Source organism: Ferrovibrio sp., from assembly GCF_017994015.1.
Classification (GTDB): Bacteria; Pseudomonadota; Alphaproteobacteria; order Ferrovibrionales; family Ferrovibrionaceae; genus Ferrovibrio.
In genome coordinates, this window is record NZ_JAGOLP010000033.1 from 14561 (window position 1) to 35646 (window position 21086).

General features: G+C 63.6%; 17 protein-coding genes, 1 other RNA gene and 1 riboswitch. Of the genes, 1 reads left to right on the top strand and 17 read right to left on the bottom strand.

Going from position 1 to position 21086, the window contains the following annotated elements; translation table 11 throughout:
- Positions 1–2: 2 nt before the first annotated feature.
- The 14 genes from KBB36_RS14625 to KBB36_RS14690 are packed head-to-tail and all read right to left on the bottom strand — an operon-like array spanning position 3 to position 15609.
- Complete coding sequence (locus tag KBB36_RS14625) at positions 3–941, bottom strand: FtsQ-type POTRA domain-containing protein (protein WP_290982312.1); 939 nt, start codon at positions 939–941, stop codon at positions 3–5.
- A complete protein-coding gene (locus KBB36_RS14630; RefSeq protein ID WP_290982315.1) occupies positions 929–1843 on the bottom strand; it encodes a D-alanine--D-alanine ligase in 915 nt (304 codons plus the stop codon). Before KBB36_RS14630 ends, KBB36_RS14625 begins: the two co-directional genes overlap by 13 nt.
- Positions 1840–2790: a UDP-N-acetylmuramate dehydrogenase gene (gene murB, locus KBB36_RS14635; protein WP_290982353.1), complete on the bottom strand. Its 951-nt coding sequence runs from the start codon at positions 2788–2790 to the stop codon at positions 1840–1842. The genes KBB36_RS14630 and murB overlap by 4 nt, the downstream gene beginning before the upstream one ends.
- Positions 2790–4217: a UDP-N-acetylmuramate--L-alanine ligase gene (gene murC / locus KBB36_RS14640; protein ID WP_290982318.1), complete on the bottom strand. Its 1428-nt coding sequence runs from the start codon at positions 4215–4217 to the stop codon at positions 2790–2792. Before murC ends, murB begins: the two co-directional genes overlap by 1 nt.
- The gene (murG, locus tag KBB36_RS14645; RefSeq protein WP_290982321.1) at positions 4214–5314 is read right to left on the bottom strand and encodes an undecaprenyldiphospho-muramoylpentapeptide beta-N-acetylglucosaminyltransferase; all 1101 of its coding nucleotides are present in this window, start codon (positions 5312–5314) and stop codon (positions 4214–4216) included. Before murG ends, murC begins: the two co-directional genes overlap by 4 nt.
- Positions 5311–6435, bottom strand: coding sequence for a putative peptidoglycan glycosyltransferase FtsW (locus KBB36_RS14650; protein WP_290982323.1), 1125 nt, complete (start codon positions 6433–6435; stop codon positions 5311–5313). Before KBB36_RS14650 ends, murG begins: the two co-directional genes overlap by 4 nt.
- Complete coding sequence (gene murD / locus KBB36_RS14655) at positions 6432–7841, bottom strand: UDP-N-acetylmuramoyl-L-alanine--D-glutamate ligase (RefSeq protein WP_290982326.1); 1410 nt, start codon at positions 7839–7841, stop codon at positions 6432–6434. Before murD ends, KBB36_RS14650 begins: the two co-directional genes overlap by 4 nt.
- 9 nt (positions 7842–7850) lie before the next feature.
- Positions 7851–8939: a phospho-N-acetylmuramoyl-pentapeptide-transferase gene (gene mraY, locus KBB36_RS14660; protein WP_290982328.1), complete on the bottom strand. Its 1089-nt coding sequence runs from the start codon at positions 8937–8939 to the stop codon at positions 7851–7853.
- A gap of 19 nt (positions 8940–8958) precedes the next feature.
- On the bottom strand, positions 8959–10377 hold the full coding sequence (locus tag KBB36_RS14665; RefSeq protein ID WP_290982331.1) for a UDP-N-acetylmuramoylalanyl-D-glutamyl-2,6-diaminopimelate--D-alanyl-D-alanine ligase: 1419 nt from the start codon (positions 10375–10377) through the stop codon (positions 8959–8961).
- Positions 10377–11867: a UDP-N-acetylmuramoyl-L-alanyl-D-glutamate--2,6-diaminopimelate ligase gene (locus KBB36_RS14670; RefSeq protein WP_290982334.1), complete on the bottom strand. Its 1491-nt coding sequence runs from the start codon at positions 11865–11867 to the stop codon at positions 10377–10379. Before KBB36_RS14670 ends, KBB36_RS14665 begins: the two co-directional genes overlap by 1 nt.
- Entirely contained in the window at positions 11854–13638 is a 1785-nt protein-coding gene (locus tag KBB36_RS14675; RefSeq protein WP_290982336.1) for a penicillin-binding protein 2, read from the bottom strand. The genes KBB36_RS14670 and KBB36_RS14675 overlap by 14 nt, the downstream gene beginning before the upstream one ends.
- Positions 13638–14186, bottom strand: a complete 549-nt coding sequence (locus tag KBB36_RS14680) for a hypothetical protein (protein WP_290982339.1) — start codon at positions 14184–14186, stop codon at positions 13638–13640. Before KBB36_RS14680 ends, KBB36_RS14675 begins: the two co-directional genes overlap by 1 nt.
- Positions 14183–15205: a 16S rRNA (cytosine(1402)-N(4))-methyltransferase RsmH gene (gene rsmH, locus KBB36_RS14685; RefSeq protein WP_290982356.1), complete on the bottom strand. Its 1023-nt coding sequence runs from the start codon at positions 15203–15205 to the stop codon at positions 14183–14185. Before rsmH ends, KBB36_RS14680 begins: the two co-directional genes overlap by 4 nt.
- Positions 15206–15213: 8 nt before the next feature.
- Positions 15214–15609, bottom strand: coding sequence for a hypothetical protein (locus KBB36_RS14690; protein ID WP_290982342.1), 396 nt, complete (start codon positions 15607–15609; stop codon positions 15214–15216).
- Between the two features lie 351 nt (positions 15610–15960).
- On the opposite strand from KBB36_RS14690, the gene KBB36_RS14695 reads away from it, so the two are divergent.
- Entirely contained in the window at positions 15961–16557 is a 597-nt protein-coding gene (locus tag KBB36_RS14695) for a hypothetical protein (RefSeq protein WP_290982344.1), read from the top strand.
- Here KBB36_RS14695 and KBB36_RS14700 read toward each other — a convergent pair.
- From KBB36_RS14700 to rnpB, 3 genes are all read right to left on the bottom strand, one after another.
- Positions 16547–17986: a PepSY domain-containing protein gene (locus KBB36_RS14700; protein ID WP_290982347.1), complete on the bottom strand. Its 1440-nt coding sequence runs from the start codon at positions 17984–17986 to the stop codon at positions 16547–16549. The genes KBB36_RS14695 and KBB36_RS14700 overlap by 11 nt on opposite strands.
- 2 nt (positions 17987–17988) lie before the next feature.
- A complete protein-coding gene (locus KBB36_RS14705) occupies positions 17989–20109 on the bottom strand; it encodes a TonB-dependent siderophore receptor (protein WP_290982350.1) in 2121 nt (706 codons plus the stop codon).
- A gap of 306 nt (positions 20110–20415) precedes the next feature.
- A riboswitch (cobalamin riboswitch) is annotated at positions 20416–20611 on the bottom strand.
- A gap of 46 nt (positions 20612–20657) precedes the next feature.
- Positions 20658–21056, bottom strand: an RNA gene (gene rnpB, locus KBB36_RS14710) — RNase P RNA component class A.
- Positions 21057–21086 lie beyond the last annotated feature (30 nt).

Genomic DNA, 21086 nt, shown 5'->3' on the forward strand with positions numbered 1-21086 from the left:
GCCTATGTCCGCTTCGCAACCGGCTTTTTCGGTGCCGTATTGCCGGTTTGCGGTGGCACCGCATCAGGCATCAGCTTCACGATCAGCCGGTCGTTCAAGCGCAGATCCACACTTTCCAGGTCGCGCCGCAGCAGGCCGTGGCGCTGCTCCAGCTCGATCAGGCGGCGCCAGGCCAGTTCCGGATTTTCCTCCGGCAGCTTGGCGATCACGCCGTTGTCGAATTCGATATCCCAGCGCCGGCCGCGCACGCGGATGGCATTCACCACGCGGCCGCCCAGCACCGGCTCGGATTCCAGCATGCCGATCAGCGCCGCCGCCTGATCCGAGGCGCCGGGGCCGACCAGCCGCAGCAGATGCGCAAAATCGGCGCGATCATCGTCATCCAGCACGCGGCCTTCGCGGTCGATCAGCCGCACCTGATGATCAATCTGCCAGCGCGCAAACGGCGTGCGCTCCACCAGTTCGATATGCAGCGTGTCGGGTAATTGGCGCCACACGGCGGCGGTCTTGACCCAGCCGAGCGCCTCAACGCGGCGGCGCAAAGCATCCAGGTCCACCGCCAGGATCGGGTCGCCGCGCTCCACTTCCACCGCTGCCAGCAGCGCTTCCACCGGCGTATGCTGGCGGCCCTGCACGCTGATATCGCCTACGCGCATATCCACCAGCGCGCCGGCCTCGCCCATCGCCAGCTGGATTTCCGCGCGGATCCGCTCGGGCCAATCGGTGCGCAGCCACAGATAAGACCCGCTGCCGGAAATACCCAGCAGCACAGCCAGCGCCAAACCCCAGCGCAGCCGGCGCCACAGCAGGTTACGCGGCTTGCGCCGCGCCGGCGGCAGCGGGCGGCAATATCCCTTGGGCCGGGCGGTATAACCGGGCGGCAGAGTCGGTGCGCAGGGTGCGCAGGGCCGGTCATCGGGCAACACCACTAGCGATCGCATGAGGCGTCCTCCACCATCCAGCGCACCAGGGCACCAAAACCGATGCCGTTATGCGCGGCGATTTCCGGCACCAGCGACAGCGGCGTCATGCCCGGCTGGGTGTTGATCTCCAGCAGGTAGAACACGCCCGGCTCGCCGGCCGTGTCGTCATAGCGCCAATCCGAGCGCGTCACGCCACGGCAGCCCAGCGCCAGATGCGCTTCCAGCGTCAGCGCGCAGACCTGTTCATAGGCATCCTTGTGGATCGGCGCCGGCATCAGATGCGTCGCCTTGCCATCGGTGTATTTCGCCTCGTAATCGTAGAAACGGCCATGCGCCTGGATTTCGATGGCGCCCAGCACACGGTTGCCCATCACCGCCACCTGGATTTCGCGGCCCGGGATGTAGCGTTCCACCAGCACCGTCTCGCCGAATTTCCAGCCGGCATCGTCCTGCGGCTGGTAATTGTCGCCGGCAAAAACGATATGCACGCCCACCGAGGAACCTTCGTTGAGCGGCTTGATGACATAGGGATGCGGCATCACCGGCCCGGCCGAGAAAGCCGAGCGATGCACCACCTTGCCTTCGGCTAGCGGCAGGCCATGGCCGGCCCAGACCGCCTTGGCCATCGGCTTGTTCATCGCCAGCGCCGAAGCCAGCACGCCGGAATGGGTGTAGGGAATGCCGAGGATTTCCAGCAGCCCCTGCACAATGCCGTCTTCGCCATAAGGGCCGTGCAGCGCATTGAAGGCCACATCCGGCTTCACCTGAGCCAGCTGCGCCGCCAGGTCGCGCCCCACATCAATGGCGGTGACGCGATAACCTTCCTCCTGCAACGCCTTGGCACAGGCGCGGCCCGAGGTAAGCGACACCTCGCGCTCCGACGACCAGCCGCCCATCAGCACGGCAACATGCTTGCTCATGGCGCAGCCTCCCCGGCTTCATTGGCGGCCAGCGGCACGCCGACACGACGAATTTCCCAATGCAGATCAATGCCGCTTTGTGCCTGGACGCGCTGGCGCACCAGCTCACCCAGATTTTCCAGATCCGCCGCCGTGGCATGGCCGCGATTGATCAGAAAATTGCAATGCTGTTCGCTGACCTGGGCATCACCCAGCACCAGGCCGCGGCAGCCGGCCGCATCGACCAAGGCCCAGGCCTTGTGGCCGGGTGGATTGGCAAAAGTTGAGCCGCCGGTGGCGGTTTTGATCGGCTGCGTGGTTTCGCGCGATTTCTGGATTTCGGCCATGCGTGCGGCGATCTCGGCGCGGTCGCCAAAATGGCCGCGCAGCCGGGCGCGGATAAAAATCCAGTCCTGCGGCACGCCACATTGGCGATAGCCGAATTGCAGGTCGTCAGGCCCAAGCCGGTGCAGGCGGCCCTGCCCGTCCATCGCCTCGGCGGCCAGCACCACATCGCGCATCTCGGCGCCATAGGCACCGGCATTCATGCGCAAGCCACCGCCGATGGTGCCCGGGATGCCGCGCAGGAATTCCAGCCCCGCCACACCGGCTTCCTGCGCCGCAAGAGCCACGCGCACATCGGAAGCACCGGCGCCGACCAGACATTCCGCACCGTCGAAAACAATATCTGAAAAACCCTTGGCGAGCCGGATCACCACGCCGGGGATGCCGCCATCGCGCACCAGCAGGTTGGAGCCAACACCGATAAAGCTGAGCGGCACATCGGCCGGGCGGGCGGCCAGGAAAGCCGCCAGATCGTCTGGATCAGCCGGGCGATACAGCACTTCGGCCGGACCGCCGACGCGGAACCAGGTCAGGTCGGCCAGGCTGGCGCGCGCGGTGTAGCTGCCGCGCACGGCCGGCAGCCGCGCGATCAGACCTTCCGCATCAATGCGCCGTGCCGTCATCATGCCGCCCCCATCAGCCGCAGCAAGTCACCCGGCAGGGCATTGGCCCAATTGGTGATATTGCCGGCGCCAAGGCAGACCACCAGGTCGCCGGCCACCGCCTCGCGCAGCACCAGCGGGGCAAGATGCTCGGGCGCCTCCAGCGCGATCACCTTGCGATGGCCGCGCGCCCGCAGGCCCTCCACCAGCGCATCACGGCCAATGCCCGGGATCGGCGCTTCGCCAGCGGCATACACATCGGCCACGATCACCGTGTCGGCATCGTTGAAGCAGGTGCAGAAATCCTCGAACAAATCGCGCAGGCGGGTGTAGCGATGCGGCTGCACCACAGCGATCACCTTGGCATTAGCGGTTCCGGCCACCGCCTGGCGTCCCGCTGCCAGCACGGCGGCGATCTCCACCGGATGATGGCCGTAATCATCGATCACGCCGATGCCACCAGCCTCGCCGGTGCGGGTGAAGCGGCGCTTCACACCCTTGAACCCGCCCAGCGCGCGCCGGATCACTTCGGGGTCAAAGCCCATCTCGCGGGCGATCACCGCCACCACGAGCGAATTCTGCACATTATGGCGCCCGAACATCGGCAGCGTGACGCCTGTCACCGTATCCACTGTGCCATCGGCGCGGTTGGCGAACTGGATGTCGTAATGCGCGCCCAGCGCATCAAAACGCAGGTTGACGGCGCGCACATCGGCCTGCGGCGAGAAACCGTAGGACACCACGCGGCGATCCGTAATGCGGCCGATCATCGCCTGCACTTCGGGATGATCGATGCAGAGCGCGGCAAAACCGTAAAACGGGATGCCTTCCACAAATTGCTTGAAGCCTTCGCGCACCTTCTCGAAGCTGCCGTAATGATCAAGATGCTCGGGATCGATATTGGTTACCACGGCGATGGTGGCGGGCAGTTTCAGGAAGGTGCCGTCGCTCTCATCGGCCTCCACCACCATCCATTCGCCGGCACCCAGCCGCGCATTGGTGCCATAGGCATTGATGATGCCGCCATTGATCACGGTGGGATCAAGCTGCGCTGCTTCAAGTAAAGCCGCCACCATTGAGGTGGTGGTGGTTTTGCCATGTGTGCCGGCGATGGCGATGGCCCATTTCAGGCGCATCAATTCGCCCAGCATTTCGGCCCGGCGCACCACCGGGATCAGCCGGGCGCGGGCGGCGCGCACTTCGGGATTATCCGGCTTCACCGCTGAGGAAATCACCAGCACTTCAGCTTCAGCAACATTTTCCGCCGCATGGCCCTCAAACACCTTGATGCCGAGATCGCGCAGCCGCTTCACATTATAGTTGGCCGAAATATCCGAACCCTGCACGGCATAGCCGAGATTGTGCATCACCTCGGCAATGCCAGACATGCCGATACCGCCGATGCCGACGAAATGAATGATGCCGATATCGAGAGGCAACGCCCTCATGCCACGCTCCTGTTCACGCCCGCAACCTGCTGCACCAGATCGGCCAAAGCCTGGGTTGCCGCCGGGCGGCCCACACCACGCGCTGCCGCCGCCATCGCCACCAGCCCGGCCGGATTGCCCAGCAGGGCGCGCAATTCCTGTTCAGCCCGCGCCACGGTGAAATCCTGCTGCGCCACGCGCTGCGCAGCACCAGCACGCAGCAACGCCTCGGCATTCGCGGTCTGGTGATCGTCGGTGGCATGAGCATACGGCACCAGCAGGGATGGCCGGCCGATGGCGGCAATCTCGGCCGTGCTGCTGGCGCCGGAGCGGCTCAGCACCAGATGCGTGGTGGCGATCCGCTCGGCCACATCGGTGAAGAAACTGGCGGTCTCAGCCCGGATGCCGGCTTCGGCATAGGCATCGCGCACCCGCTGCAAATCCTCGGGCCGGCATTGCTGCGTCACCCGCAGGCGGCTGCGCAAAGCATCCGGCAGCAGGGCCAGCGCCGCCGGCACCACATCACTGAGGATGCGGGCGCCCTGGCTGCCGCCCAGCACCAGCAGGCGCAATTCGGTATCCGGCATCACATAGGGCGTGGCGGCAGCGGCAAGGATTGCCGGGCGCAGCGGATTGCCGGTAACCACCGCCTTGGCGGCGGGCGGCATGAAGCGGGTATTCTCAAAGCTGAGCGCGATGGCATCCACCCGCTTGGCCAGCAGGCGATTGACCCGGCCCAGCACGGCATTCTGCTCATGGATCACGCTGGGCACGCCATACTGGCTGGCCGCCAGCATCAGCGGCAAAGCCGGATAACCGCCGAAACCCACAGCGGCAGCCGGGCGCAGATGGCGCATCAGCTTGCGCGCCTCCAGCACACCGCGCGCAATCGCCAGGCCGGCCATAACCTTGCCGGCGAAACCCTTGCCGGTGGGTGTGGCAGAACTGACACGATAGAGCGGAATATCCGCCATGCCCTGGCCGAAGCCGCTGCCGCGCGGATCGGTGACAAACGCCACCCTGTGACCGCGCTTGAGCAATTCCGCAGCCAAAGCCTCGGCCGGGAAAACATGGCCGCCAGTGCCGCCAGCCGCGAGATAGATCAGTTGCCCGCTCATCTGGCAACTCCGTGCTCTGGCCGCCAGCGGGTCAGCGCCAGCAGCATGCCCATGGCAAAAGCCAGCGCGAGCAGCGACGAACCACCATAGGAGATGAAGGGCAGCGTCATGCCCTTGGTGGGCAGCAGATGCAGGTTGACGCCGATATTGATCACCGCCTGCAAGCCGAATTGGGTGGTCAGGCCAGCCGCCGCCAGCAGCACGAACAGGTTATTCTCGGTCATCAGCCGGCCGAAACAGCGCAGCACGATGAAGGCGAAAACCGCCAGGATGAACAGGCAGGCAAACAGGCCGAATTCCTCGCCCGCAACGGCGAAGATGAAATCGGTATGGGCATCGGGCAGCACATTCTTCACACTGCCCTCGCCCGGGCCGCGCCCAAGCAGGCCGCCGGCCGAGAAAGCCTCCATGGCGCGCTCGATCTGGTAGTTTTCCTTGCCCGAAGGATCAAGGAATTTGTCGAAACGCGCCGCCACATGCGGCAGCAGCGAATAGGCGCCGAAGATGCCGGCAGCACCCAGCGCCGCCAGCACGATCACCAGCAGCATCGGCAAGCCGGCGATGAAGAATTGCGCCGCCCAGACCGCTGCCACTACCACCGCCATGCCAAGATCGGGCTGCAGCAGCAATGTACCAAGCACCAGGGCGCATAGGCCGCCGCTGATTGCCCAGCCCGGGAAGCCGTTGCCGCGGCGCCATTCGGCAAACAGCCAGGCCGAGACCACCGCAAAGGTGGGTTTGACAAATTCGGATGGCTGCAACGACACGCCGGCAAAGTAAATCCAGCGATGCGCGCCCTTCACTTCCACGCCGATCACGAAGGTGAGGAACATGCCAAACAGCGCACCAAGAAAAACAATGCTGGCAAGCCGGCGCACACCCAGCGGTGACAGCAGCGATGTACCAAGCATGATCAGCAAAGCCGGCACCAGGAACAGCAGCTGGCGCTGCACAAAATGGAAACTACCCAGGCCGATGCGATTGGCCACAGCCGGGCTGGCAGCCAGGGTGAGCACGCAGCCGACAATCACCAGCACGCCCACCGCCATCAGCAGCCAGCGATCCACGGTCCACCACCAGCGGCCAACAATCGAAGTATCGGTGCGCGAGAGCGTGATCATGCCGCCTCTCCCCGCGCCTGGCGTTGCTGGATCAGACGGATGAATTCCTCGCCACGATGCTCAAAACTCTTGAACTGGTCGTAGGACGCGCAGGCCGGCGATAGCAGCAGCACGGCATCGCCGGCGGTGCCGGCTGCATGATCGCGCCGCGCCATATCGAGGCCCTGGGCCACCGCCTGCTCCAGATTGCCGCTGATCGTATGCGGCACGGCTTCGCCCAGCGTGGCGGCAAAATCCGCCGCCGCCGCGCCGATCAGGAAAGCATGCCGGATGCGCGGGAAAAGCGGCTTGAGCGGCGCGATGCCGCCTTCCTTGGCCTTGCCGCCGGCAATCCAGTAGATGCCGTCATAACAGGCCAGCGCCTTCTCGGCAGCTTCAGCATTGGTGGCCTTGCTATCATTAACACAGGCGATGCCGTCCACTTTGCCAAGCTGTTGCAAACGGTGCTTGAGGCCGGGAAAAGATTCAACCGCCTTGAGGATGCTGGCGGCGTCCAGGCCGGCGGTGCGGGCGGCGGCATAGACGGCGGCGATATTCTGGCCGTTATGCTTTCCAGGCAAAGCCGGGAAACGCGCCAGCTCGGCGATCTCGGTGCCATTTTCATAGAGCTTGCCGGCCACCGCCGAAATGCCCTCAGCCAGCACCCGCTCGGCCGAGATGCCAATAATCTGCCGGCCGCTGGCTTCGGCCAGCAACGCCGCATGAATGGCGCGGCAATATTCGTCATCCAGGCCAATAATGGCGGTATCGCCTGCGCCCTGGCCGGCGAAGATGCGCGCCTTGATCGCGGCGTAACGCGCCATGTCGCCATGGCGATCCAGATGATCCGGCGTGATATTGAGCAGCACGGCAATGCGCGCCTGCCAGCCCGGTGTCAGGTCTATCTGGAATGACGACATTTCCAGCAGATAGGCGCTGCCTTGGGCTGCCAGCCTGGGCAATTCCAGCACCGGCACGCCAATATTGCCGCCCATGGCAATCTCTCGGCCGGCAGCGTTCAGCACATGCGCCAGCAAAGCCGTGGTGGTGGATTTGCCATTGGTGCCGGTGACGCCGTAGACCCCAATATCATTTGCCGCCGGCCGCATTTCACGCAGCAGCAATTCGATATCGCCGATCACCGGCACACCAACACGCGCCGCAGCGGCAACACAATCATGTGGCGCCGGATGGGTCAGCGGCACACCGGGTGCCAGCACCAGCGCCGCGCAGCCGCTCAGCGTGGCATCATTCAGCGGCAGCGGCTTGAAGCCGGCCTGCTCGGCAACCAGGCGCGAGGCCGCGTTATCGTCCCACACCCGTACTTCAGCACCACCCCGCACCAGCGCACGCGCCGCCGCCAGCCCGCTGCGCGCGAGGCCGAAAACGGCGTAGATGCTGCCTTTGCTATGATGGAGCGGGATCATCCTGGCGCCTTACCGCAGCTTCAGGGTGGAAAGACCGGCCAGGGCCAGGATCACGGCGATGATCCAGAAACGGATCACCACAGTGGGTTCCTTCCAGCCTTTTTTCTCAAAATGATGGTGCAGCGGCGCCATGCGGAAAACCCGCTTGCCGGTGAGCTTGAAGGAAGCCACCTGCACCATTACCGAAACCGTTTCGAGCACAAACAGGCCGCCGATAATCGCCAGCACCAGTTCATGCTTGGTGATGACGCTGATGGTGCCGAGCGCGCCGCCCAAGCTGAGCGAGCCGGTATCGCCCATGAACACCATGGCCGGCGGTGCGTTGAACCACAGGAAGCCGATGCCGGCGCCCACCAGCGCACCGCAGATCACCGCCAGTTCGCCAGCACCGGCGACATAGTGAATCTGCAAATAATTGGCGAACACGGTGTTGCCGACCAGATAGGCGATCAGGCCGAAGCTGCCGGCGGCGATCATCACCGGCACAATCGCCAGGCCATCCAGGCCATCGGTGAGATTGACCGCGTTGGACGCGCCAACGATGACAAACACTGCGAACGGCACCATGAACCAGCCAAGATTGAGCAGCACATCCTTGAAGAACGGCACGGCCAGGCTGCTGCTGAGCGGCGGCGCCATGATCGAACTGATCCAGTAGGCCACCGCGCCACTGATCACGATGGTGGCCAGCAGCTTGATCTTGCCCGGCACGCCCTTGGGATTCTGCTTCGTCACCTTGAGGTAGTCGTCAGCAAAGCCGATCAGGCCGAAGCCGAAAGTGACGATCAGCACCGCCCAGACATAACGGTTGGTCAGATCAGCCCACAGCAGCGTGCCAACACCCATGCCGATCAGGATCAGGAAACCGCCCATGGTGGGCGTGCCGCGCTTGGTCAGCAAATGGCTTTCCGGACCGTCATCGCGGATCGGCTGGCCCTTGCCCTGCTTGGCGCGCAGCCAGTTGATCAATGGTTCGCCGATCACAAAGCTCAACACCATGGCGGTCATGATCGCGCCGCCGGTGCGAAAGGTGATGTAGCGAAACAGATTGAACAGGCTGAATTCGTCGGCCAGCGGGAAAAGCAGGTGGTAGAGCATCCGAAATACGATCCTTTCCTTACCAGCCACTGGCGGCGCGCGGCGCCGGCATCAGCAGATTGTCAACCACCCGGCCCATGCGGCTGCCGAGCGAGCCCTTCACCAGCAGCACATCGCCCGGCTTCAACACGGCGCGCAGCACATCGATCAACGCGGCGGAATCGGCGGCATGGGCGCCGCGCCGTTCGGGCGGCAAGGCGTCATGCAATCCCTGCATCAGCGGCCCGGCGGTAAAAACCAGATCAATACCGTGTTCCAACACGGCCGGCGCGAGATCAACATGGGCTTCGGCAGCCGTGGCGCCGAGTTCCAGCATGTCTCCCAGCGCTGCGATGCGGCGGCCCCGCGGCGTCGTAGGCTTGGCCATCGCCAGCACAGCAAAGGCGGCGCGCATACTGGCCGGGCTGGCATTATAGCTGTCGTCAATGATCTCGATTTCACCATCGCGCCAGGGGCGAAGATGGCGCTCGCCACGGCCTTTCGGCGCGGCGATGCTGGCCAATGCCAGGCCGGCCTGGGCCAGATCGGCACCCAGCGCCTGCGCCGCCGCCAGCGCCGCCAGTGAATTCAGCACCCAATGGCGCCCCGGTGCGCCGATCTTGTAGGTCAGCGCCTGGCCCATGAATTCGGCGGCAACGCATGAGCAATTCGGATGCGCGGCATATTTGATCAGGCGGGCCTGGGCTTCAGCATGCTCGCCGAAGCCGATCACCTCAACTCCTTGCGCCCGGGCCTTGGCAGCCATGCGGTCATAATGCGGATTATCGCGATTCGGCACCGCCACGCCGCCCGGCTCCAGGCCGGCAAAGATTTCCGCCTTGGCATCGGCGATGCCGGCAACCGAATCAAAAAATTCCAGATGCACCGCTTCCACCGTGGTGATCACCGCCACATGCGGCCGCGCCAGGCGCGATAGCGGCTCGATTTCGCCGGCATGATTCATGCCCATCTCGATCACGGCGAAATGGCTGTCCATCGGCATACGCGCCAGCGTGAGCGGCACGCCCCAATGGTTGTTCAGATTGCCGAGCGAGGCATGGGTGGGCGCCTGTTCCGACAAGATCAGGCGCAGCATTTCCTTGGTGCTGGTCTTGCCGACACTGCCGGTGACACCAACCACCCTGGCGCCCGAGCGCTGGCGTGCAGCAGCACCAAGCTGGTTCAAGGCCTGGAAGGTATCGCGCACCAGCAGCAGATTGGCGCCAGGCGGCAAGCCTTCCGGAATACGATCCACAATCGCCGCCGCCGCGCCCTTGCCCAGCGCATCGGCAACAAATTGGTGGCCGTCGAAATTCGGCCCATGCAGGGCGATGAACAGATCGCCAAACGCAACCGCGCGGCTGTCGATGGCCACACCGGCAGCGGCCCAGCCGGTTTCACTGCGGCCCTGCACGGCGCGGGCAGCTTCATCAGAAGTCCAGAGAGCGAAGGGTTCCATTAACCTTTACTCCCGTATGTTTCGCTGCCCGGATTTGACCCCGCATCCGCCGCAGACACGGCAAGACGGGCTTCGGCAGCATCGTCGAAGGGGCGGGTTTCAGCGCCGACGATCTGGCCCTGCTCGTGGCCCTTGCCGGCCAGCAGCAGCAAGTCGCCCGGCGCCAGTTCGGCCACGGCGGCAAGGATTGCGCTGCGGCGATCACCAATCTCGATGGCGCCCGGGCATGCCGCCATGATGGCGGCGCGGATTGCCTCGGGCTGCTCGCTGCGCGGATTGTCGTCGGTAACATAAACCCGATCAGCCAGCCGGGCGGCGATGCCGCCCATCAATGGCCGCTTGCCACGATCACGATCACCGCCGCAGCCAAACACCACCACCAGCCGGCCACTGGCATGCGGCCGCGCGGCCAACAAAGCAGTTTGCAGCGCATCCGGCTTGTGGGCGTAATCCACGAATATCGCAGCGCCATTGCGGCGGCTGGCGACCAGTTGCATACGCCCCGGCACGCCAATCACATGGCGCAAGGCGGCGATGGCGGCAGCAGGTTCGGCGCCGGCACCAATCACCAGGCCCAGCGCGGCCAGCAGATTGCCAGCCTGGAAACCGCCGATCAGCGGGCAATCAATCTCATGCTCGGCACCAAAAGCTGCAAAGCGGAAACGCAAACCACCGGCATGCGGCGCCAAATCCTGCAAGCGTAATTCGGCGCCGTGGCGGCCATAGCGGATCAGGCGTTGGCCGCGCTGGATTGCACAGGCAGCCACGCGCGGGCCGTATTCGCCATCCATATCAATCACCGCGGCGCCATCGGGTGGCAGCAGGGCAGAAAACAGGCGCAGCTTGGCGCTGAAATATTCCTCTGCCGTGGCATGGTAATCCATGTGGTCGCGGCTGAGATTGGTGAAAGCGGCGGCGCGCAGTTTCACACCATCGAGGCGAAACTGGTCCAGGCCATGGCTGGAAGCTTCCAGGGCCAGATGCTGGCAGCCGGCGGCCACGGCCGTATGCAGCAGGCGGTGCAGCTCCACCGGATCGGGCGTGGTATGCGCCCCCTTTTCATGCAGGCCCGGCCCCAGCAGGCCCAGCGTGCCCAGGCTGGCCGCCTTGTGACCCAGCAGCGCCCAAAGCTGCATGGCAAAATTCGCCACCGAGGTTTTGCCGCTGGTGCCAGTGACGGCAACGATGGTTTCCGGCTGCGCACCGAAAAATGCCGCTGCCATCAGCGCCAGACGGCGGCGCGGATTGGCATCGGCAATGAAAGCCAGCTTTTCCGCATAGGCCGGATCAACCGCATCGCTGAGCACCGCCACCGCGCCCTTGGCAGCGGCATCGGGGATGAAGCGACGGCCATCCATGGCGCTGCCTTGCAAGGCGGCGAACAGATAGCCCGGGCGCACGGCGCGGCTATCGGCGGTGAGGCCAAGGATATCCAGCCCGGCGACGCGCGGATCGAGGCTCAGATCGGTGCAGAGGTCATTGAGCCGCAAGTTTTTTCTCCTGCGGCTTGGCACCCGGCACCGGCACATACATGGCCTGCTTTATCTCGGGGGCGTTTTCATCCACCGGCGGCACGCCGAGCAGCGGCGCGATGCGCGAAATAATTCGGCCGGCCGTGGGCGCCGAGGTCCAGCCGGCGCTGGCAAAACCATAGGTGCCCTTCTGCGGCTTCGGCTCGTCCAGCATCACCTGCACCAGATAACGCGGCTGGTGCATCGGGAAGCCGGCCACAAAGGTGTTGAACAGCGCCTTGCGATTATAACCGCCGCGCGCGCCAACCTTTTCCGAGGTGCCAGTCTTGCCGCCAACCAGATAGCCTTCTACATCGGCCTTCTTGCCGGTGCCTTCTTCCACCACCAACAGCATCAGCTTGCGCATCACATCGGAAACGTCGCGCTTGATCACCTGGCGCCCCGGCGCCGGCAGGCCGGGCGGGCGCTTGACCAATGTGGGCGGATGCAGCACACCGCCATTGATCATTGCCGCCGTGGCCGAGGCCAGTTGCAGCGGCGTCACCGACAGGCCATGGCCGAAAGCGATGGTCATGGTTTCAACGGTTTTCCAGTTGCGCGGGATCAGTGGCGCGCCGATTTCGGGCAGTTCCACCGCCGGCTTGTGCAACATGCCGAGGCGGGCCATGAATTCACGCTGCAAGCCCGGGCCAACATCCACCGCCATCTTGGCCGAGCCGATATTCGACGAATACATGTAGATTTCCGGCACGCTGAGCCAGCGCCGCTTGGGATGATCGTCGCGGATCTGGAAACGGGAAATCTGGATCGGATGCGTCGCGTCGTAACCGCCGGAAAGCTTCACGGTGCCGTAATCCAGCGCCATGGCGGTGTTCAGCGTCTTCATGGTCGAACCCATTTCATAGACGCCAAGCGTGATGCGATTGAAGCGCGCATCCTTCGAAGCCTCGCCCGGATTGAGCGGATCAAAATCCGGCAGGCTGACCATGGAAACCACTTCGCCGGTATGCACGTCGATAACAATGGCGCCGCCGCCAATCGCTTCAAAATGCTGCACGGCGCGGAACAATTCATCGCGCACGATATGCTGCACCCGGATATCCAGGCTCAGTTCCAGCGGGTCGCCGGTGCGGGCCGGGTCACGCAGCGATTCATCAAAATACTGCTCGATGCCGGAAATGCCCTTGCCATCGATATCGGTGTAGCCCAGCACATGCACCGCCAGGCTGCCTTGCGGATAGACGCGCTTCTGCTCGGTGTGGAAATACAGGCCGGGAATGCCCAGGCGATTGACTTCATATTGCTGGCGCGGCGTGAGATTGCGCTTGATCCAGACAAAGCTTTTGCCCGGTGCCAGCTTGGCCTGCAAATCCGCCACCGAGAATTCCGGCAAGGTCTGCGCCAGCCGCAAAGCCGCCTGATCGGGATTGAGAATCTTGCGCGGATCGGCAAACAGCGACGCTGTTTTGAGGTTGGTGGCCAGCATCTGGCCGTTGCGATCCACAATCGGCTGGCGATCCATCAGCACGGTTTTGGCCAGCAATTCCGGATTGCTGCTGCGCGCCACCGGCGGCTCGGCAGCGCCATTCACCGCCGTGAGCCAGACCAGCCGGCCGGCCAGCACAAAAAACACCATCGAGAACAGCGCAATGCCGATCACCAGGCGCGAACGCCCCACTTCCAGCGCCTGCTTGGTCTCACCTTCCAGCTTCACCAGGGCGGGCCGGCCGGGAATATCCGCCGGGGTGCAGGGCGGGCGTGGTTTGGGGCTGCGGCGAAACAGGGCCATCACTGCACCTTCGCCTTGGCTGCGGCGGGGCGCTTGGCCGTGTCACCGCGCATAGCGCCAAGCACGGCAGCCACATCGGCATCCACATCGCTGGCATTGGCAGCCACTGCCTGTGGTGCCGGTTGAGCAACCGGGGCAGCAGCCGGTGCAGCAACTGGTGCCGGGGCCGGTGCCGCTGCCACTGCCGGAGCAGGTACAGGCAGGGCCGCAACCGGCGCAGGCGCGCTGCTCGCAGCCGGTGCCGGGGCCGGGATGGCCGGGGCGATACGCTCCTGGCGCCAGGGCAGATCTTCAATCCGGGTGATTTGGCGCGCCGTGGCGGGCTTCATATCGAGCAGGCGCTGCGCCTTGTCTTGCAGATATTCGGGGCGCGACAGGTAGCTCCATTCGGCCTGCAACACGCCGATGGTTTCACGTTCCTGGCCCAGCGCACGGTTCAGCTCAACCAGTTCATCCTCCAGCCGCTGCACCTCGTAGGAGAGCTGGTAGAGGCCGAAGGCGACAATGCCGAGCAGTAGCAACGCGAGGAAGGAGAAACCGCGGCTCATGCGGCCTCCTGCATGTCATCAGCCGGCCAGGCCGGCGCCTCGGTGCGGCGCGCGGCGCGCAGCTTAGCTGAACGCGCCCGCGGATTAATCGCCGCCTCGGCATCACTGGCAGCCAGCGCGCCCTTGTGGATCGGCATGAAGGATGGCTCACGCAGCACCGTGGCGGCTTCCGGCAGGTGGCGCGACTGGCCGCCGCCCTTGCCGCAGCGGCGATCCAGGAAACGCTTCACCACACGGTCTTCCAGTGAGTGGAACGTCACCACCGCCAGCCGGCCGGATGGCTTGAGCAGACGCTCGGCGGCCACCAGGCCACGCTGCAACTCACCCAATTCGTCATTCACATGGATGCGCAGCGCCTGGAAAGTGCGCGTGGCGGGATGATGCCCGGGCTTGCCGCGCACCACGCGGGCGACAATGCCGGCCAGTTGCAGCGTGCGCTCAATCGGCGCTTCGGCACGCGCCTTGACGATGGCGCGGGCAATAGCGCGCGAGCGATGCTCCTCGCCATGCAGGTAGATGATATCGGCCAGATCGGCTTCTTCGTAGCCATTGACCACATCGGCAGCGCTTTCGCCGCTGCTGGTATCCATGCGCATATCCAGCGGGCCATCCTGCTGGAAGGAAAAGCCGCGCGCGGCCTGATCCAGTTGCATTGAGGAGACGCCGATATCCAGCGTCACGCCATCCACCTGTTCAATGCCGGCCTCGGCCAGCAAGGCGGTCATGTCGCCAAAGCGGCCGCGCAGCAGGGTGAAGCGGCCCGGATGCGCAGCCGCCACCCGTTCGGCATGCAGCAAAACACTGGCGTCGCGATCAATGCCATAAACCCGGCAATCCGCCGCCGCCAGCAATGCACCGGAATAGCCCCCGGCACCAAACGTCCCGTCCACAAAAACCTCGCCATCGCGCGGCGCCAAAGCCGCGACCACTTCCGCGCAGAGCACCGGAAGATGCGCAGTCTTTGCGGCAGGATCATGGCTGGCACCAGGACCACGGCCAGAACCGGAACCTGGGGCCATGTCGCGCATCACGACCGCCCCATCGTTTGCAGTTGCGCCCTCAGACGCGATTTCGCCGCCGCTTCGCGCTCGGCCCAGGCTTTGGGTTCCCAAATCTGGAAATTGCGGCCACGGCCAACAAACACCGCCTCGCCCGGCGCCGACAGGCCGGCATGCTCCAGCAAAGCCTGCGACAGCACGATGCGGCCTTCGCCATCAAACTGCGCCTGGGCCAAGGAGGCCAGCAGGGTGTCTTCCAGGTCGGCACGCTCCGGCGAGAATTCCGGCAGCGCGTTGATGCGGCTGTTCACGCCATCAAGATAGGTATTGCCGCCGGCCACCAGCACGCGCGCCTCATAAGTGGCATCAGCCACCCAGTCCGGCCCTAGCAGCACACCACCTTCCGGGCCCTGCTTGGTCAGCACGGCACGAAACGGCGCTGGGACGGAGATACGTCCCTTCGCGTCGATCCGGTTCCGAAAAGTGGAGAGAAAGCTGTCCACAACGCCCCCAAAAGCGGCCCTGTTGCCGCCCCAAAAACACCGAGGCAGCCGGCATGTTTGGGATAATATGGGATACCATGGGCTAGGATGGGCGTCAATGGAGAATGGTTGGGCCTATATGGCGATTCGGCCTAAGGATTTCCACAACTTGTCGCCGAATGCTCACCTTTTAGGTTTCTTCATTTGTTCACGTTCTTTCGGTGGATAACCGGTGGATAAATCGGCTGCACGATCGGCTTGCCGGGCCTATCCGTTAACGGTTAAACCTGTGGCATGGTTCGATCGCATAAGATTCACCCGCTCTGGTGCCGCCTGGCCGCCAGCCTGCTGATCGCCCTGCTGCTGCTCGGCCCGGCGCGGCCAGCGCTGGCGCAACTGGGCATGAACGAGTTTCTGCCGCGCCAGGCGCCCGTGCTGAAACGGTTTTCCGTGGTGGCGATCACCGCCAACAACCAATGCCTGACCGTTCAGCCCGGCGCCGGCAATGATGTGACCCGGCTGCGCCCGGATGTGCTGCTCAGCTCTTGCGAATTCAGCATCGACAATCAGACCCAGGGCTATTTCATCAGCCGCACCATCCGCGAGCGGAATCAGATCTTCTTTGCCGCCAATCCGGCCTATTGCCTGGCCATGGACCCGCGCAACCAGCGCTTGGTGGCGGTGGCTTGCGGCGTGAATGCGGAGATGTTTGCAGCCAATCCGCAATTTTTTGACCTGCGACGGGGCGGCCTGTCGCTGGATACCGATAGCGGCGAGCGCTGGTGCCTGGATACCCGCGCCCGCGAAGGTTTTTCGCAGCTTTTTGAGCCTTACTTCATCCCCTGCCCGGGGCAGATCGGCGAAGCGTTCATGCTGCGGGTCAACCGCTAAGCTTGCGTTGCAGGCGGCGCCAGCCGATCACCACGCCACTGGCGGAAGCCGCCAGGCCGATCAGCGAAAAGCCCCACAGCACGATCTCCCATGTCGGCGGATAATGCCGCAGGAAGGCAAAATCGAAGCTGTGCAGCGCATTGAACCACCAGCGATAGCCGCGACGCGTTGCATCCATGCTGCCCAGGATGTCGCCGTTGCGCGGATCGATATGGAACCAAGTGGCAGCCGGATCGTCGAAGCCGATGCGCAGCACCGGCAATACGCGCCGATGATGATGCGAATACCAATAGGCATCCTCGGCTTGCAGCATTTCTTGCAGCACTGGCCGCGCCATTGGCAGCAATGTGCGGGCAGCGCGCAGCACATGATCCGCTGTCGGGACGGAGCTAATCGCCAGCAGGCCCTGTGGCCCGAGATATTGCAACACAGGCTGGCCGCCGAGCCAGCCGAAGCGCAGCTCATGCACACCAGCCTGGGCCGTCAGCGGCAGCGGAAAATCCAGGCCCGGCGCGGCGGCATAACGCTGCAAGGCCTCTGGCGCCAGATTCCTTGAACTGAACCAGGCATTCGGATTCATCGAAATCCAGCCGCTGACGATCCAGGCCAGCAGCGTGACGCTGCCAATCAACCCGGCCCAATGATGCCACAGCATCCAGCCGCGATAGGGCGAAAGGCGACCCCGGGCATAGCGACGACGCAACCGGATACGCTGGATGCCGATCCAGATGCCGCTGGCCGCCACCACGATGCTGATGCCGGAAAGCCACAGCACCACATCGCGCCAGAGCGGCGCATCGGCCCGCAGCGGGGTGAAATAGATCCAATGCGGAATCGAGCCGAGCCAGTTCCAGAACCGCTCGCGTCGCGTGGTATCCAGCACAATCTCGCCGCTGACGGCGGAAACATATAATTCGGTATGTGCGGCATCGTTCAGCGCCAGCACATGCAGCGGCCGGTGCGGATTGAACCGCGCCGTGACACTCCACTGGTCGCGCTCAACCGTCTCAACAAACCGGGCCGCCGGAAAACGCATCTGCATAGCCGCCTCGGCCTCGGCGGCGCTGACGTCTTGGATCACCCGGCCATCGCGCGCCGACAAAGCCAGCGCCGCGCCGCTATAGGGCTGGACACGATAAACCGGCTCGGCGCCGAGCATTTCCAGCCGCAGGCTACGCGGCCAATCCTGTTGCCCGACCAGCCGCAAGGCCGCATCCGGGGCCAGTTGCACCGCAGGCCAATCAAGGGCGGGCAGAAAGCCGCGCCGCTCATCCTCGCTCAAGCCCGGAAAGGCGACATACATCATCACCACGCCGGAAATGAACCAGATCGCAAATAACAGGCAGGTGGCGATGCCGATCCAGCGGTGGATCAGGTAAAGCCAGCGCAGCAGCCAGCGCGACCCGGAGCGAAGCAAGCGGCGCGACATGGTCAAAACTTTATGCTGGTGGTGAGATAAGCCGTGCGCGGCGCCCCCAGCACCCACTTATCCGCCGACAGGCTCTGACCATACACCTTGTCAAACAGGTTCAGCACCCGCAAGGACACTGTGGCCTTTTCCACCGGCGACCAGGATAGGCCAAGGTCAGCCAGGAAATAGCCACCCTGCCCCGCCGTATTGGCATCATTGCTGTAAGTATCGCCAACATAGCGCACCGCGCCCAAAGCTTTCCATTCCGGTGCAAAACGCCAGGTGGCCCACAGATTGGCCACCTGTTCCGGCGTATTGGTTGGCCGCTTGCCAGCATAGGACACGCCGCCAGTCTGGGTGTAATCGTCGTATTGCGCTTCCAGTAACGCGGCATTGGCTTCCAGCCGCAGGCTGTCGCTCAGATCATAAGCCGCACTCACTTCAACACCACGCGATGATTGCTGGCCGATCTGCTCCACCACGGTAGGCGTGGTTGGGTTGCGGGTTTGAAGCTTGTTTTTGGTGATGTGGTAGGCCGCCAAAGTCCATTCGCCGCGCCCGCCGAACACATCCTGCTTCACGCCAATCTCAAACTGCTCGGCGGTGGAAAGCTCAAGCTGGGTATTGGCCACGGATTGCCCAAGCAGCGAGCCGCCAACCGGGGTGACCGCCGTGGCATACTGGCCGTAAAACGCTGTGTCACGGTTGAGATTATACACCGCGCCGGCACGCCAGCTGAAGGCGTTGAAGGTTTTTGACACGCTGCTATTCGCCACCAGATCATCGCGGCTGAAATCAATGCGATCAAAACGCAGGCCGCCGGCCAGCGACCAGCTTTCATTCAACACCAGACGATCTTCCACAAACAGCGAATATTGCTGCACGGTGGAAGTATGCCGCGGCAATGTGCCGGCCTGATTGATGAACAGGCCGGCATCGGGATTGTTGGCATCCACCGTGGACGTGCCGCCATAGGGCGTGTTGTTGATATGGGTGAAATCGATGCGATTGACATCGAAGCCGACCACGCTCTGGTTTTTCATGCCGGCAATCTGGCTGTCGATGGTGAGATCGGTGCGATTCCCGATCTGCTCCTGGTCATGGTAGATTTCGATATAGTCAGTGCGCGTCACCTGGTTGGTGGCCGGATTGAGCAGATAACTTTCCACATCGCGCCAATGCCGGTTGCTGGTGAAGGTGTAGGCATTATTACGCAGGCGCAGATTGGCTGCGAGCTGCCAATCCATCTTGAACTGAGTCCAGTTGTCGAGATAGTCGATATCGCTGTCAGAGACATTGTAGTTTTTCTCGCGCAACGCCTTGTCGAGCTGCTTGTCGCGCAGCGGCGTACCCCAGTATTTCTGCGGATTCTGATGCCCGGTATCATGCGACAGCGTGAAACTCAGCGTGTCGCTGGCATCCAGCCGCAAGGCGCCGGTAAAGGCCTCGCTGCCATTCTCGCCCATATCAACATAGCCGGCGGATTTGCGCGCATTGGCACCGACATAATATGACAGTTTGCCGCCCAGCGGCCCGGCGCTGCTGGCCGCTGCCCGCCGTGTCAGGTCGCTGCCCAGTTCCAGCAGCAATTCATGCTCGGTTTCCAACGGATTGGGTTTTTTCGACACCACATTGACCACGCCGCCAATGGCGCCTTCGCCATACAATACCGAAGCCGGGCCACGCAGGATTTCCACCCGATCAACCGACCAGGTATCAAACGGAAACGATACCGTGCCGGAAGCAACATAGAGCCGGGTGCCATCATAAAGCTGCATCACCGAACCATGGCCGCTGAAACCGCGCGCCACCAGGCTGCTGCCGCCATTGCCGGCTGCGGCATTGGAGGTGAAGCCGGTGGCGCGCTGTGCCACTTCATTCACGCTGGCATAGCCGCGCTCGCGCAAGGTGGCGGCCGAAATCGTTTCCACCGCCGCTGCGGTTTCCTTTGGTGTCAGATCAAGCCGACTGCCAGTACTGGCCGGCAGGTTGAGGTGCAACCCGCTTTCCTCGGCTTCCAGGCTGCCGCCGACCGACAGGGTGGGCAATTGGATTGTTGCGGCCTGCTGCGCCTTGGTCGGCGACAGGCTGGCAAACAGGGCAACGCTGCCCAGCAGCGTGGCAAGAAGTGGCTTAGACATGGTGAATATCCCCAAACAGGCAGCAAATGGCTTAGCCGCACTGCCAATGTAACGACGATTTATGTTATGTTATAACATAACATATTGGCAATAGGACTATCCGGCTCTTTGCCTGGATAGCTGCCAATGAATTGGAAGCCGTTTGGGGGAAAACCTGGCGAGCGGATGCAACGCCGGCAAAAAAGCGATAGGGAAAAACATGGGCAAGGCCCCTTGGCAACGTGTGGCACGTCACCGCGCAACGGCGCCTGCCGGCCAATCTGCCGGTCAAGACCACCCATCGGAACACCCTGCCCGATGCTTGCGCGTGTGACCACGGCTGACGGCAGGTCTCCTGGCTCACGGGTCGCCATTTTTCGCCGCCTTCCCAGCGCCTGAGCACCAGTGGCATAGTTGACGAAAAACTCTCCGCTTACAGTTGCAGGGGCAGCTACGGCTTAGGGTTTCCCCGCACCGTATTCCCAATTAGGCCCAGATGGGCACCGTCGGGATACAGCCTAAAGACGCAGAGGCGCACCTGTCAATCAGTCTCAACTGCGAAAACGATTGGTGCCAGACAGCCTGTAAGCCGGGTTCTGTCCGCCCACTTGCGTGAGTTGGACGGCTATTCCTCTGGGACATCCGTTACCGGATGCCTCGCGCGACCGACCCGGATGGCAGGCCGGAAACCGCCTCGCCTGCTCGGGGCAGGCTGCCATCCCTATTTGGTCTTGCTCCCGGTGGGGTTTGCCATGCCGCTGCTGTTACCAGAAGCGCGGTGCGCTCTTACCGCACCTTTTCACCCTTGCCGCCGGCCTTGCGGGCGGTGGCGGTCTGTTTTCTGTGGCACTGTCCCTGGGGTCGCCCCCGCCGGCGTTACCCGGCACCGTGTATCCGTGGAGCCCGGACTTTCCTCGACACCCCTTGCCCAAGGGCAAACAGGGTGCCGCAGCCGTCCAGCCATCTGGCACCGGGGCGAGCAATAGGGCTTAGCGCCG

What these genes read in the sequence shown, in the direction of transcription:
- KBB36_RS14625 (WP_290982312.1), bottom strand. Translation starts at nt 941, where the DNA reads ATGCGATCGCTAGTGGTGTTGCCCGATGACCGGCCCTGCGCACCCTGC.
- KBB36_RS14630 (WP_290982315.1), bottom strand. Translation starts at nt 1,843, where the DNA reads ATGAGCAAGCATGTTGCCGTGCTGATGGGCGGCTGGTCGTCGGAGCGC.
- murB (WP_290982353.1), bottom strand. Translation starts at nt 2,790, where the DNA reads ATGACGGCACGGCGCATTGATGCGGAAGGTCTGATCGCGCGGCTGCCG.
- murC (WP_290982318.1), bottom strand. Translation starts at nt 4,217, where the DNA reads ATGAGGGCGTTGCCTCTCGATATCGGCATCATTCATTTCGTCGGCATC.
- murG (WP_290982321.1), bottom strand. Translation starts at nt 5,314, where the DNA reads ATGAGCGGGCAACTGATCTATCTCGCGGCTGGCGGCACTGGCGGCCAT.
- KBB36_RS14650 (WP_290982323.1), bottom strand. Translation starts at nt 6,435, where the DNA reads ATGATCACGCTCTCGCGCACCGATACTTCGATTGTTGGCCGCTGGTGG.
- murD (WP_290982326.1), bottom strand. Translation starts at nt 7,841, where the DNA reads ATGATCCCGCTCCATCATAGCAAAGGCAGCATCTACGCCGTTTTCGGC.
- mraY (WP_290982328.1), bottom strand. Translation starts at nt 8,939, where the DNA reads ATGCTCTACCACCTGCTTTTCCCGCTGGCCGACGAATTCAGCCTGTTC.
- KBB36_RS14665 (WP_290982331.1), bottom strand. Translation starts at nt 10,377, where the DNA reads ATGGAACCCTTCGCTCTCTGGACTTCTGATGAAGCTGCCCGCGCCGTG.
- KBB36_RS14675 (WP_290982336.1), bottom strand. Translation starts at nt 13,638, where the DNA reads ATGGCCCTGTTTCGCCGCAGCCCCAAACCACGCCCGCCCTGCACCCCG.
- KBB36_RS14680 (WP_290982339.1), bottom strand. Translation starts at nt 14,186, where the DNA reads ATGAGCCGCGGTTTCTCCTTCCTCGCGTTGCTACTGCTCGGCATTGTC.
- rsmH (WP_290982356.1), bottom strand. Translation starts at nt 15,205, where the DNA reads ATGGCCCCAGGTTCCGGTTCTGGCCGTGGTCCTGGTGCCAGCCATGAT.
- KBB36_RS14695 (WP_290982344.1), top strand. Translation starts at nt 15,961, where the DNA reads ATGGTTCGATCGCATAAGATTCACCCGCTCTGGTGCCGCCTGGCCGCC.
- KBB36_RS14700 (WP_290982347.1), bottom strand. Translation starts at nt 17,986, where the DNA reads ATGTCGCGCCGCTTGCTTCGCTCCGGGTCGCGCTGGCTGCTGCGCTGG.
- KBB36_RS14705 (WP_290982350.1), bottom strand. Translation starts at nt 20,109, where the DNA reads ATGTCTAAGCCACTTCTTGCCACGCTGCTGGGCAGCGTTGCCCTGTTT.